This window comes from Flavobacterium turcicum (assembly GCF_011365745.1).
Taxonomy (GTDB): Bacteria; Bacteroidota; Bacteroidia; order Flavobacteriales; family Flavobacteriaceae; genus Flavobacterium; species Flavobacterium turcicum.
Map to the genome: position 1 here is coordinate 99,760 of NZ_JAAOBY010000009.1, position 14,218 is coordinate 113,977.

The 14,218-nt window shown below is 33.7% G+C and carries 12 protein-coding genes; 9 read left to right on the forward strand and 3 right to left on the reverse strand.

Translation table 11 applies throughout. The annotated features are described in order from the left end of the window. Positions 1-38: 38 nt before the first annotated feature. Together G9Q29_RS13840 and dapF are read right to left on the reverse strand one after the other, a co-directional pair. On the reverse strand, positions 39-581 hold the full coding sequence (locus tag G9Q29_RS13840) for a GNAT family N-acetyltransferase (protein WP_166138647.1): 543 nt from the start codon (positions 579-581) through the stop codon (positions 39-41). Positions 582-656: 75 nt separating this feature from the next. Then, entirely contained in the window at positions 657-1,439 is a 783-nt protein-coding gene (dapF, locus tag G9Q29_RS13845) for a diaminopimelate epimerase (protein ID WP_166138653.1), read from the reverse strand. Positions 1,440-1,576: 137 nt separating this feature from the next. Between dapF and G9Q29_RS13850 the strand changes: the two genes are divergently transcribed. The 3 genes from G9Q29_RS13850 to G9Q29_RS13860 all read left to right on the forward strand — a co-directional run bounded on the left by G9Q29_RS13850 (position 1,577) and on the right by G9Q29_RS13860 (position 5,492). Continuing rightward, on the forward strand, positions 1,577-2,977 hold the full coding sequence (locus G9Q29_RS13850; RefSeq protein WP_166138660.1) for a trypsin-like peptidase domain-containing protein: 1,401 nt from the start codon (positions 1,577-1,579) through the stop codon (positions 2,975-2,977). A gap of 158 nt (positions 2,978-3,135) precedes the next feature. After that, positions 3,136-4,584 (forward strand): glyceraldehyde-3-phosphate dehydrogenase, encoded by a 1,449-nt coding sequence (locus G9Q29_RS13855; RefSeq protein ID WP_166138666.1) that lies wholly within the window; start codon positions 3,136-3,138, stop codon positions 4,582-4,584. A 227-nt stretch (positions 4,585-4,811) separates the two neighbouring features. Beyond that, the gene (locus tag G9Q29_RS13860) at positions 4,812-5,492 is read left to right on the forward strand and encodes a hypothetical protein (RefSeq protein WP_166138670.1); all 681 of its coding nucleotides are present in this window, start codon (positions 4,812-4,814) and stop codon (positions 5,490-5,492) included. Positions 5,493-5,763: 271 nt separating this feature from the next. On the opposite strand, the gene G9Q29_RS13865 is transcribed toward G9Q29_RS13860, so the two are convergent. Then, positions 5,764-7,170, reverse strand: coding sequence for an APC family permease (locus tag G9Q29_RS13865; protein WP_166138673.1), 1,407 nt, complete (start codon positions 7,168-7,170; stop codon positions 5,764-5,766). A gap of 427 nt (positions 7,171-7,597) precedes the next feature. Here G9Q29_RS13865 and G9Q29_RS13870 point away from each other — a divergent pair, with 427 nt between their 5' ends. From G9Q29_RS13870 to G9Q29_RS13895, 6 genes are all read left to right on the forward strand, one after another. Then, positions 7,598-9,175 carry a hypothetical protein gene (locus G9Q29_RS13870; protein ID WP_166138676.1) on the forward strand — a complete coding sequence of 526 codons (1,578 nt, stop codon included), beginning with the start codon at positions 7,598-7,600 and terminating at the stop codon, positions 9,173-9,175. 158 nt (positions 9,176-9,333) lie between these two features. After that, positions 9,334-10,392 carry a hypothetical protein gene (locus G9Q29_RS13875; protein WP_166138679.1) on the forward strand — a complete coding sequence of 353 codons (1,059 nt, stop codon included), beginning with the start codon at positions 9,334-9,336 and terminating at the stop codon, positions 10,390-10,392. Between the two features lie 156 nt (positions 10,393-10,548). Continuing rightward, a complete protein-coding gene (locus G9Q29_RS13880) occupies positions 10,549-11,622 on the forward strand; it encodes a serine hydrolase domain-containing protein (RefSeq protein ID WP_166138683.1) in 1,074 nt (357 codons plus the stop codon). A 317-nt stretch (positions 11,623-11,939) separates the two neighbouring features. After that, positions 11,940-12,125 carry a hypothetical protein gene (locus G9Q29_RS13885; protein WP_166138686.1) on the forward strand — a complete coding sequence of 62 codons (186 nt, stop codon included), beginning with the start codon at positions 11,940-11,942 and terminating at the stop codon, positions 12,123-12,125. A gap of 20 nt (positions 12,126-12,145) precedes the next feature. Continuing rightward, positions 12,146-12,331, forward strand: a complete 186-nt coding sequence (locus tag G9Q29_RS13890; RefSeq protein ID WP_166138691.1) for a hypothetical protein — start codon at positions 12,146-12,148, stop codon at positions 12,329-12,331. A gap of 246 nt (positions 12,332-12,577) precedes the next feature. Beyond that, on the forward strand, positions 12,578-14,059 hold the full coding sequence (locus tag G9Q29_RS13895; protein ID WP_166138694.1) for a WG repeat-containing protein: 1,482 nt from the start codon (positions 12,578-12,580) through the stop codon (positions 14,057-14,059). Positions 14,060-14,218 lie beyond the last annotated feature (159 nt).

Below are 14,218 nucleotides of genomic sequence, written 5' to 3' on the forward strand. Positions count from 1 at the left end.
TAACTAACTATTTGAAAAACAACAACTCATTTTTATAACTATAGCGAAGGCCATTGCGTGTTAATGAGTTGAAAAATGGCTTCGTCTTTGTAGACACCTTTTACAAAAGTCCAATCTTTTTTTACGCCAATTTTTTCGAATCCAAATTTAGTAAAAAGTGCCGTACTTGCAGCATTTTCGGTACTAATATTTGCATACAATTGATGTAAATTGAGGTTTGTAAAAGCATATTCAATTAATAAATCTAACGCTTCTGAACCGATGTTTTGGTTTCTGTTTTCTGATTTTTGAATAACGATGCCAACACCTGCTCTATTGTTTTTGGGATCAAAATCAAACAAATCAATTAAGCCAACTGCCGGAAAATCTTCGTCTTGACAAATAGCCAATCGCAATTGTTTGGCTTCATAAATATCTTGTTGGGCGTTTTCAAGATATTGTTTGACCAAAAATCTGCTGTAAGGAGTTTGCGTATTGCTAACCTCCCAAATACTTTGATCGTTTTCAATGGCGTAGACAAACTCCAAGTCATTGGGCTCTAGCGCACGAATGTAAATGTTTTCGCCTTTTAATGTTTTCATTTAATTATTTCAGGAAGTTACATTGAGGAATCGTAGCGATGCACCAAAGTTGATTTTGATAATTCGTTTCGTAAATTAAATTTCAATCGTACCTTGAAATACAAATTGAGCAGCTCCTTTCAGAAAAACATTGGTAAACTGATCGCCTTCTTTTTCAAACGAAACGGTTAATTTTCCGCCCTCTACATTCAAATTAATTTCGGTTTCAGCTGTTTTTCCTAACACATTCATGGCTATGGCTACGGCTGTTGCACCAGTACCGCAAGAAAGTGTTTCATCTTCTACACCTCTTTCATAGGTACGTAAAGAAAAGGTATTCGGATCGATTTGGTTCACAAAATTGACATTACTTCCGGCTTGACCGTATAAAGCGCCATAACGAATAGCAGCTCCATTTTGTTTTACGTCATAATTGGGTAAATCAGCTACCAACTGCACATGATGTGGCGAACCGGTGTTCAAAAAAACATAATCCTCTTGCACATTTATCTCAGCTACATCAATCATTTGCAGTGCTACAATTTCGTTCTCGTCAACAGTAGCATGGTGCAAACCATCTGTTGCAATAAATGTAGTTTTGTTTTCAATAACCTTTAGCTTTTTAGCGAAAGCTACCAAACAACGACCACCATTACCGCACATAGAACTGGTATTTCCATCTGAATTATAGTACACCATTTTAAAGTCGGTTTCGGCATCGTTTTCCAGTAAAATCAAACCATCAGCTCCTATCCCAAAACGTCGGTCGCACAATCTTGCTACAAGTGCTGTATTATCTTTTGGGAAAAAAAGCGATCGGTTGTCAATCATAACAAAATCGTTGCCTGTACCTTGGTATTTATAAAATTCTAATTGCATTTTTTTAATTTTGTGAAGTACAAAAGTACAAACTATTAATGAAATGTTAATCATTGTTAAAGAGCGTTAAACGGTATTTTAACAAACCAAAAAAGTTTTAATTTTACTTGTAATTATTTTTTTAAACGAAATTAAAGATGAAAAATTTATCAACATTATTTGGAGTTTCCTTGTTAAGCGGTGTGGTTACTTTAGGTTCCTACAAGCTATTATTTGATACTGATGGTTATTTTTCTAAAGATAATGGTTCAGTAGTCACGATGGCATCCAATTCATACGGAAAAAGAGTTGGTTTAGCATCAGAAGTACTTGACTTTACTGAGGCTGCTGACAAAACCATACATACGGTGGTTCACGTAAAAAACGTTTCAAGAACAACGGTTTCTAACCCAATTCTTGAGTACTTTTATGGTTTTCGAGGCGGACAATCGCAAGAGCAAGTAGGAACCGGATCTGGAGTAATTATCTCTGAAGACGGCTACATCGTGACCAACAATCACGTGATTAAAGATGCATCCGAAATTGAAATTACACTCAACAACAAAAAATCATACAAAGCAAAACTGATTGGTACCGACTCAAAAATGGACATCGCTTTGCTTAAAATTGATGCCGATGAAAAGTTACAGTACACCGCTTTCGCGAATTCTGATTCGGTGAAAGTGGGCGAATGGGTTTTGGCGGTAGGAAATCCATACAACTTGAACTCAACTGTTACGGCAGGTATCGTTTCGGCGAAAGCCAGAAATTTAGACACAAGCGGAATCCAATCGTTCATTCAAACAGACGCAGCGGTAAACCCTGGAAACAGTGGTGGTGCCTTGGTGAACACTCGCGGTGAATTAATCGGTATAAATACGATGATTTCGTCACCAACCGGAAGTTATACTGGATATTCATTTGCCGTTCCTTCTAACATTACCCGTAAAATCATTGAAGACTTAATGGAATTCGGGAATGTACAACGCGGAATTCTCGGCGTTGAGGGTGGTGAATTGAACAGCATGAGTTCTAAAGATTATGGTATTAGTTTGACTCAAGGATTTTACATCAATAAAGTCACTAAAAATTCAGGTGCTGACAAGGCTGGTTTGGCCAAAGGCGATGTTATTGTAAAAATAGACGAACAAAACATCAGCACTTTTGCGGATTTGTCAGGCTACATTAACACCAAACGTCCAAACGATAAGGTTCAAGTAACTTACAACCGAGACGGAAAAATAAAAACCGTTCCGGTAACCTTGAGCAAAAACGAGTTTTTTAATGCGGAGTTCAAAGGAATGACTTTAGAAAATCTTGAAGCTGCCGATAAAAAGAAATTTAAAATCGATTACGGTGTGCGCATCAAAGGCATTAGCGACCAAAAATGGCAGCAATACGAAGAGGAATTGGTTGGAAGTATTATTTTGACTATCGATAATGTGAAAGCGACTAATGTAGAAACCGTATCAAAATTGATGAGTAAAATTGATGACAATCAAAAAGTACGCATTGAATTGATCAGTAAAAACGGTGAATTGCTACGATTCTTTATGTAAAAAATTTTAAAGTTTAAAACACTAAGCCATCTTGCAAAACAAGGTGGCTTTTTTATTTTGCAAAAAAAATGAAAAACACGCTACGAAATCGATTGAAATGGGTACTTTTGCACAAATTTTAAAAAAATACAAGACCTTATTTTGATTAAATTTTCAACATGACAACTACAACTTTATACGAAAAAGAAGTCTCTTTGCAAGCCGACAGGCGACGTGCAGGAGTAGAATTGATTAAAATCATCAGTGATTTATGGTATGACAAATCCATTGAAATGGTTTTGTTTCGCAACCAATTGATAGATCGCAATGTAAGCGAGGTAATCAACCTACACGAGTATGCTGCCGCATTTGTAGGCAAACCTATTTCTATTTTTAATTCGGTTAAAATTGCTCAAGCGATTTTAGAATTGAACTTACCACCTGCAAAATTAGACATTGGAAAACTAACGTATGAGTTTGGCCAGGAAGAAGACAACTATCCTGACGCGAAATATTTTGTAATTGACAAATTAAAAAACGCTAAAAACTCGGAAGAAATTCAACCAAAAGATGTTGTTTTATACGGTTTTGGACGTATTGGTCGTTTATTGGCTAGAGAATTAATGTCAAAAACAGGTAAAGGAAGTCAATTGCGCTTGCGTGCTATTGTAACCCGCGACAAAAACGATGCGGTTTCACTAGAAAAACGTGCTTCGTTGTTACAATACGATTCTATTCATGGCGATTTTGAAGGTTCAGTTACTGCCGATCCTGCAAACAATGCTTTAATCATCAACGGAACAACTGTTCATGTAATTACTGCAAACAGTCCTGAGGAAATTGATTACACGCAATTTCATATAGATAATGCCTTAGTGATTGATAATACAGGAGCTTTTACAACACAGGAAGCATTGAGTCGTCACCTTACTTCAAAAGGAGCTGATAAAGTATTGCTTACCGCTCCTGGAAAAGGAGTTCCGAATATCGTTCACGGAGTTAACCACAACGAGTACAATCCAGATGAAATCAGTATTTTCTCTGCAGCTTCTTGTACAACCAATGCGATTACTCCGATTTTAAAAGTAATTGAAGACAAGTTGGGTGTTGTAAAAGGACATTTGGAAACCATTCACGCCTATACCAACGATCAAAACTTGGTAGACAACATGCACAAGAAATACCGCCGAGGTCGTGCTGCTGGTTTAAACATGGTAATTACTGAAACTGGTGCCGGAAGCGCTGTTGCAAAAGCATTACCATCGTTAGAAGGAAAATTAACTTCTAATGCTATCAGAGTTCCTGTTCCTAATGGTTCGTTAGTCGTTTTAAACTTAGAAGTTTCTAAAAAAACTACCGTAGCCGCTTTGAACTCAATCATGAAGAAGTATGCTCTTGAAGGCGAATTGGTAGAGCAAATAAGATACTCAATGAATAACGAGTTGGTTTCCTCAGACATTGTAGGAACGGCACAACCGGCTATTTATGACAGTAATGCTACCATTGTTTCAAAAGATGGCAAAAGCATCGTACTTTACATTTGGTACGATAACGAATACGGCTACAGCCACCAAGTAATTCGCTTGGCTAAATATATTGCTAAAGTAAGACGTTATACTTACTACTAGCCTACCGTTTACAAGTTGTGGTGGGTGGTTGTAATTTTTTTAGTTTTAGTTTTAGTAAATAGTTTTAAATTTAAAACAACCACTTCCCAACTTGAATAAAATTCAAAATCCGTCTTGTTATTAAACGAGACGGATTTTTTGTTTCACAATTATATGTGACAAATATAACGGTTATGTAGTATTTTATTTCTATTTTTAGCATTGTCAAATCTCTAACTCAATTCAGCATGCTTAAAAATTTCTTAATCGCCCTTCTACTACTTACAAATTTTATAGGTTACAGCCAATCGTCTGATGACAATACAAATTACTGGATTGATATCGATGGAAAATCTGTTTCTAAAACACAATATTTAAAGCAATTTGGGGACCGATATTCAGAATTTGCTGCATGGAATTACATTGCAAAAGACTCTGGACGGGTTACAAAAACCCATTACAAATTTAACTTGTATACCGTTGATCATTCCTTTTTTCTAAATTACATCAACCGCACTACCAATAAAAAATTACCTATCAACACCACCTTGTTAATTGAATTCCATTACAAAGATGACCTTTGTAGCAGTAATTCCTCCAATAAGTGGAGCGGGTCAAAAATTGCGAATCGAAAATATCACACCGATACTTGGAAAAAGTCTATTGAAAGTAAAAATGAAAATCTAGTCTATTTGGTATTTTTTGAAAAAGGTATTGAAGTACAAAATTCAAAAAGCAAACGTGAATACTACTTCAGTGACCAAGAAAATTTATTAAGAGAGAAAATCTTTTTAAACCCAACATCATGCGGTTCCTATATGATTTCAAAACCAGATGGAATAACACTTGTTCGAAATGGCGAAAGTACTGCCAAAACAATGGCCGCAAATTTAGATCCTAAAAAATGGGACAAGCAAGAATTTGAATGATCATTCGTTCTTCCAATCATAAAAAAATCCGTCTTGTTCTTCAACGAGACGGATTTTTTATTTAACATTTTCTGTAATTGTACCGAATTGGCACGCAGATGACACAGATTTAGCAGATTTTCATCTTTCAAAATATTTAATCTAATGTCCGAGATTAAAAACTGAGACTAAACACTGAGGCTGTGACTGAACCAAACACAGATTTCACAGATTTTCAACCTTAAAAATATTCAATCTAAACTCCAAGATGAAAAACTGAGACTAAAAAAACCTACTCCTTCGCCTTAGTCAAATAGTAAATCGGGATACCAATAAGCATAATAAATACACCCCAACCACAGGTAGTTGGTTTTGTGTACAATAACGCCAAACATATCGCCGAAGAAATCAAAATGTACAAAGCAGGCAAAACCGGATAACCAAAAGCCTTGTACGGACGCTCTGCATTGGGCATTTTTTTGCGTAAAATGAATATTCCTAATATAGTTAAGATGTAAAACACCAGTACTATAATCACCACAAAATCAAGCAAATCACCATACTTACCCGTCAAACACAATGCCGAAGCCCAGATGCATTGCGCCCAAATAGACCATTCTGGTACACTCGCTTTGTTTAACGAAGCTGCTTTTTTAAAGAAAACACCATCCTGCGCCATAGTATAATATACGCGCGCACCCGCCATAATCAATCCATTGTTACACGCAAAAGTCGAAATCATAATCATCACGGCAATAATCAAAGTACCAACCGACCCAAAAATAGTTTGCGAAGCCACCACAGCCACACGATCTGATTCGGCCGTAGCAATATCAAACAAAGGCACCACAGCCAAGTACATCACATTGGCCACAATATAAATCACACTCACTAATAATGTTCCTAGAAACAAACTCAAACCCACATTGCGTTTAGGGTTTTTAATTTCTCCTGCAATAAAGGTCACGCCTTCCCAAGCCACACTCGAGAATTGCGATCCCACAAAGGCCGCCGAAATACCCGATATCAATGCAATACCACCAATAGGCAACCACTCGCCTGTTTCCACATTCAAACTTTGAGCTTGCCAAGCGTTGGCCCAATTCGCATCCCACACCGCACTATCCGCAGCCATAAAACCAAAAATAATCAAACCCGCTAACGAGAGTACTTTAATCACCGTAAGCACAGTTTGCAAAATCTTCGAGTTTTTCACCCCGCGGCTGTTCACATAACTCAGCAACACAATCGTAACAATAGATACAATTTGGGCAGCGTTTAGTTTAAAATCGCCTATTTCATACAAAATATTTTTATCACTCAAAGGCGCATACAAATAGGCCGCAAACTTGGCAAAAGCCACACCCACAGCCGCAATAGTACCGGTTTGAATCACCGCAAAAAAGCTCCATCCGTACAAAAACCCAATGAGTTTACCGTAAGCTTCCTTAATATACACATACTGCCCGCCCGCCGTAGGAAACATCGCGCTCAACTCGCCGTAACTCACCGCAGCAATCACGGTAATCAGGCCCGTAAGCACCCACATAGCAATCAGCCAGCCGGCAGAGCCAAGTTGTCGCACCATATCCGAGCTTACAATAAATATCCCCGATCCTATCATAGAACCCACCACAAGCATGGTCCCGTCAAGTAGTCCTAATTCTCTCTTAAAATTGTCTGGTTTTTGATCTTCCATAAAATGGTATTTTGGTTAGTTGTGGGCTAAAGATATACTTTTTTTAGAAATCTAAATTCAGATGCCCTTATTTATGGCATGTCCCAGCTTCCGCACGGCTCCAGCTGCGTCAGGCTATCCGCTCTATCTTTATTTTCTTAAAGAAAGAAAATAAAGGATGCCACTCCTATCCTTCATGCGAAGCCCTCCTTTACAAGTTCAATCTCGAAAAAGAGAAGTATTTCATTAGCGTTTTAAGTACGAAAAGGTTGAAATAATTGAAGACTCTTCACTGATTTGTAATACTATTATACTTATATTTGGAAACAGATAAATGTGGCTAGCATCAAAGCAAGTAATCTAATTTTAGAGTGCTGTGTTTGATTTTGTTAGATGTAAAAATAAGTTAGCCGAATGGTTAAAAAAAAATCCAAGAATCGAATAAAATATGGAAAAAGATTATTTCCTTTTAGAGGACAAAATAAAGGAAATTGAATCCAAATTTTTAATCAAAAATGGATGGTTAAAAATATACGAAGATAACTCAAAAGATTTTGACGACTCTTCGGTGATATATTGCTGTCTAATTTCAAATACCAAAGTTGAAAAATATCGCAAAAACCACAGTTGGCCACTGACTATGGGCTATGAAGGAAAGCCCTCAATTTATGGTGATAACACATACAAAACTAATGACGAAAAAGGATTAGAACCTTTTTTATTTTACAAAACATTTTCATTACTTGAAAAATCAATAAAATATATTGATGTAGCAGAAGAATTTATTCTTTATTTCAGACTTTATGAAAAAGGTAATGATAAACAAAATCGCACATTCTACTATGTTAACGATTATGGAGAATTAGAAGAAGTTCTAATAATCGAACCAAAATTAATTAAGGTTAAAATCAAATACTTAAAAGAATATATCACAATTAGAGATATGAATTTTGTTGTTTGTTATGATTTTATGAGGCTTCTCAAAGAAATTCCTTCAGAATGGAATATCAAACACAAAGATGAGCTGTTAAAGAAAAATGATTTTATTTATAGTCATTTAATAAGATGTGTATCCGACAAAACCCAAAGTTGGATTATGGGGAAAGTGTTTATTAAACCAAACGAAATTAAAAAATCACATTTTGATTTAGGAAAATCTAAAAATGAAAGTTTTATTATAGGTGTTGATGTTGAAGGCGAATTAATTTATGAAAATTGTGAAGAAACCGATGGAAATCATTTCAAAGTTACATATTTCAAAAAAGAAGTATTAAGCAAATATTATAATGAACCTCATAAATATGAAGTTGATGGTTTTAGTGTAAGTTCAAAATTTTTTAGGTTAAAGATAGATAATAATGTAGATGAATACATTCCTGTCTTTCTTACCAATTTAAGAATTCTTCCTGAAAATGAACAATTTCATTGGAAACAGTATAATATTCCCCCTAGCGAAGGAATGAATATTAGCCGAACATACTACAGAACAATGATAGAAGGACAATGGGCAGAACAACCTGAAACTATTGACTTATTTTTCAAATCAAAGTATGAAAGTTTTAATAAAAAATGGGAGACCAAATTTGGTTGGAAATTATACAAACCATTGTCTCCAAAGGATGAATATTTATTAATAGCATTACATAAAATTACATCTAATAATGTGAAAGCCTTTTGTGAACAAACCTTAACTATCGTAAAACTTACAGTTGATAGATTAAACGAAAAAGAACTTGCAAAAGGATTAAAATTAGATTTGAGAGACAGAGGCATTGCAAAATTTGAAAAATTTTTAAAATCAAAAGGAATGGAAATTCCTGATATGTTTGAATTTTTAAGAAACTTGCAAAATCTGAGGTCAGGTTTAATTGCTCATACATTTAGCGAATCAAATAAAGATTGTGAAAAAGCTCTTAAATATTTTAATATTGAAAGTGATAATTACATTAAAGCTTTAGAAGATATATTTGTAAAATCTGTCTTCACACTCAACACCTTAGAAAAGTATTTTAAACTGAATGAATAAAACAACGGATTACTATGGTTTTAGTTTATGCCAGTCATTAGATTTATTTTTCAAATATTGAGATAGTATTTGTGTTCACGAGAGGAACATTTATGCCAGCTTGGAGAGTAATACCAAAACGTTAGTTAATTTAATAAAAAAACAAAAAAAATACGTTAATGAAGTTAAATATAGACCTTAAACAGCTTAATTGGTTCATTGCAATAAGTTTTCCTGGTTTGATAATAATATCAAGTTTTTTGGTTACACAAACCGACAAATTTAGAATTAATACCGAACTACTTTCCAATGCAATATTGTTTGATATTCTTATTATTGCTCCTTTTCTTTATTTCTTAGTCATACGACAAGGAACTGCTAACAAAGCAAGTGTGTTTAGGATTTTTTCATTGTGCTTACTTGCATCAGGATTAATTTTAGACAACACTAATACATCTTTATTATATTACATACAGACATTTGTTTATCCTTTAATAGAATTGAGTATCATTATTTGGATGAGCAGAAGTTTTTATTTAGCACGTCTTGAAGCAAAATTACAATATCAGAATACAGATTTTTTATCGTTTTCTAGAGTAGTTTTGAATAAGGTCATCGGTAACGAAAAGGCAAGTAATTTTTTCGCATCTGAGATTGCTGCCATTTATTACACATTTAATTGGGAAAGGACCACAAAAGCCGATGACAAAAAAACGTTTAGTGTTTATAAAGAAAGTGGTTTAATAGCGCTTTTATATGTTTTAATGTTTGTCATATGTATTGAAACTGCAGCTACACATGTGCTAATAGCTGGGTGGAACGAGACATTTGCATGGGTAGCCACAGGGCTAAGTCTTTATAGTTGCTTACAATTATTTGCCCATATCAGGGCTTTAAAAATAAGGCATATCGAACTACTACAAAATGAAGTAAAAATCTATAACGGGCTTGCTGCCGAGGTCGTCATCAGTTATGAAAATATAGAAAGATTAGAACTGACAAATAAATTACCAACAGATAAAAAGTTCGTCAAAACAGCATTATTAAACAATTTAGAAGAGCATAACTGCATCTTGCATTTGAAAACGCCTGTTAGCATTATCAAATTTTTTGGAATTAAGAAAAATGCAGATACTATTCTCTTTCGTATAGACAATTCACAATTTTTTTTTAACCTCATCACAATCAAAAAGATGAATAGTGAACTTCCCACGCTAGCACAAGCGTCCCGCTCGTGATGGTCTTAACTGATTACTATGATTTTAGTTTGTGCCAGTCATTAGATTTTAAAAAAATATTGAAATAGTATTTGTGTTCACGAGCGTGACGCTCGCACCAGCTGCGATAAAAACATTAAAAAACATTAAAAAACAATCAAACAAAATATAGAAAACATGAGAAAAACAATGCTTTTGCTTGCCTTTTTTGCTGCTAGTAATTTTACTTATTCACAAGTTGATAAAGTTGATGATGCTATAAAAAACCTAATGCAAAAAAATAAAATTGTTGGTTTGCAATTAGCTGTAATTAAAGATAATGCAATCATTAAAACAAGTCACTACGGATTAGCATCCGTTGAAGATTCGATTACAGTTGATAGCCAAACTATTTTTAGCATTAATTCCATGACTAAAGCATTTACAGGAGTTGCTATTATGCAATTAATCGAAAATGGTAAATTAAATCTTGACGAGCCTATTTCAAAATATTTGGATAAGCTGCCTAAAAGTTGGCAAAATATTTCAGTAAAACAAATAGTGACGCATCAATCAGGTCTTCCTGAAATTTGGGATTCACAAGGAAATATGTTATCTGAAAATAGTGAGACTTTATTCCAAAAAATAAAAGAATTGCCTCTTGTTTTTAAACCTGGTAAAGAGTTTAGAGACTGTCAAGCGAATTACCTGCTGCTTGGAATGCTTATTGAAAAAATAAGTGGACAGTCATATGAAAAATTCATTTCAGAAAACCAGTATAAAAAAGCAGGAATGAAAAATTCTATCAAAGCTGGTGTAGGCGATTTTTACAATATAATTAAGCACTCTGCAAAGCCGTATTCTTATTTTAGAAATAACATGCTAACGAATGTGTATCAACCAATACCTTCAAATTTGTATCCAGCTGGCGGAATCTATTCAACGGCAACCGAAATAGCACAATGGGTAATGGCATTACAAAGTAATCAATTAATTAATGCCGAAAATGTAAAGACTCTTTGTGCACCTATACGATTAGAGAACGGAGAAATATATCAAGAAAACGGTTTTCTGAATCAGAGTTCGATTGGTTTTTATTCCTCTTCAAGAGAAAAAAATCCTGTAATTGCATCATTAGGTGGCAATAGAAATGCTTTATACATTTATCCAAAAGATAATATTTCAGTAGTAATTTTGACAAATTTAGTGGGTTCACGTCCTGAAAATTTTATTGAAGAAATTGCGAATTTATATTTAACGGAAAAAAAATAGCAACTACTAGCAACTGCCCTCCACTTGTACGGGCGTCCCGCTCGTGATGGTGTAAATTGATTACTATGATTTTAGTTTGTGTCAGTCATTACATTCTTTAAGCTTTTCAATTCTAAAATATATTCACGACTGTGACACCCGCTTCAGCTTGGGTCTTATATGTAAGATAAAATCAGCAATTAATTACAAACCTTTCCTGATTTAGAATACCATAATTCTTATATTTGAACACGAAATCATTAGCTAGAATTTGAAAAACGAAATGAATATTTCATTCGCAGATCTATTTTTTGAGACATAATAACTTACAAAACTCTATGGCAGAAGAAACGGAAATGAGCAAAAAAGCAGGGATTGCATTTTTCATTTTAATTATAATTGGTCTTTACTTTATTTTGACAAAGCCGATAAAACTAGAGCAGAAATTGAAAATTATCCTGGTACAACGATTTGTAAATACACGCTGTGCAAACCTTCCGGCAAATCTTCTACCGCTTTTGTAAAATACGTTGTAAATAATAAATTGTATCGAACTAATAGTGGTGGTTGTCCTGAGAATTCTTCTGAAAAAATAAATAAATTCTTCTACCTAAAATATGCTACAGTTAATCCAAACAATATTGAAGTTGATTTTACAAAAGAGGTTACCAACAAAACAGAGATTGAGGTATTAGAAAATCAACTTAAAAATTGGTTTGATCTGGAATAACATTGCTCAAGAATTAGCGCAGCGGATTTAAAAGCAAGCTTATACTGAAATTGATTTTCTACATAAAAAACAACCAATACAAATGATAACTTAATTTAAAACGCAATCAAACACAATGTAATATTTTTTTGAAAAAACGAAACGCAACAATTAATCTAAAATAAAAAAAAACGTAACACCTAGAATTATTTAACAACGATGAAGAATACCTTGAAATTTATGTTAATCTGCACAACAACGCTTTTAATGTGCAATAAAACAACTGCTCAAAACAATTACATTGAAATCAACAAAAAACTTAAAAAAGTAAATCCTGCAGTAATTAACAAAGTACAAAGTGAAGGCTACACCACTAATTATGATTATTACATCAACAATTATTTGATGGTTAATAAAAATGATTATCAAAGTTTTAGCGACACTTTAGGTAACGTTGTCAATTTACCTCTGAAAAATAGCGCTGTTTTTTACCCAACCAAAAAAGGAATCATTTTTACTTCAGATGCAAGTAAAAATATACATTCTCACTCCGACAGATTGTACAATATTCAGTCCTTTAATGTAAAAGGCGAAGAAAAGAAAATTCAAATAAATGATTTGAGTTCTTATTTTTTTTCTCGTAGAGTAAGCCAAACTGTTAGACAATATTTTACAGATTTTGGAGATTATATTACCATACACAAAGCGGTGGATAATGTAATTTTCGAAGGATTGTTGCAAGACGATGGAAAATTAGTTTTACCAGCAGAATACCAATCTATTGATCATATTGGAAAGAATTTTTTTTCGCTCAAGAAAGACGGCTTTTATTACATTTATGATGCTGTTAAAAAAACAATTAATCCCACAAAATTTGAGGAAATTCAAATTTACGAAATTGATTTTCAAAACTATTTTTATGGTAAAAATGTTGCCAAGAAAGACAATAAATACGGCCTGTATGACTTCGCTTTAAATAAATGGACTATTCCAAATGTGTACGACAAATTGGAACAAGTAATTGAATCCTTTGGCGTAGATCAAAGAACTCCAAAAGCAAGACACATAAAAGTAATGTACACAGACTTGTATTATGCAGAAAAAGATAAAAAGAAGGGGGCTATTAATCAGCAAAATCAAGTAATTGTACCCCTTTTGTATTCAAATCTTAGCTACTCAAAAGATGGTCGTAGTCCAAATTATTTTACAGTTTACAACGACCTCAATCAATACAATTATTATGATTTAACATCGAAAAAAGAACTCTTTAAAAATTTTTACAATGAATTGAATTTTACTGATAATAAAAGAGATGTTGTTCTTGGAAAAGCAGGTAAATATTGGAAAATGTTTAATTCAATTACCGATGAAGTTTATTTAGATGAAACGGAAAAAATGGTAAATATTCAGTTCGGAAATTTTGGGCCTTGCTTTTATATAGAATTTGAAGATGGCACGAAAGGACTTGGTTCGCGTGAAGCTAAAAAAATCATAGTTAGTAAAGAAAGGGATATCTACAAAGTCAATGATTGTAATAGTTACTACACAGTCAGCACGGCAACATATAAAAATTATATCATTGATAGCAGTGGAAACATAATCGTTCCTCCTCTTAAACAATTCAATGGAGCTGTTAAATTGCTAAAAGGCCATTTTGTTGTTTACAATTATAATAAACCTGACAAAATATTTATGGTATTTAATATGAAAGGCGAGGAAGTTGATAAAAAAGAATTTTTATCCAAATAAAATCAGCTTCAAAAGCCTTTTGGCAGGATTGCGAATTTTGAGGTACATACTTGTTTTTATTTGATCAGAAGTATTTTTCTTATCTCCAAAATAATCAGTTTCAAAGTTCGCAACCTAGCCAATCATGGAAAGGTTGATGGCAATATTTCCCATGAATAA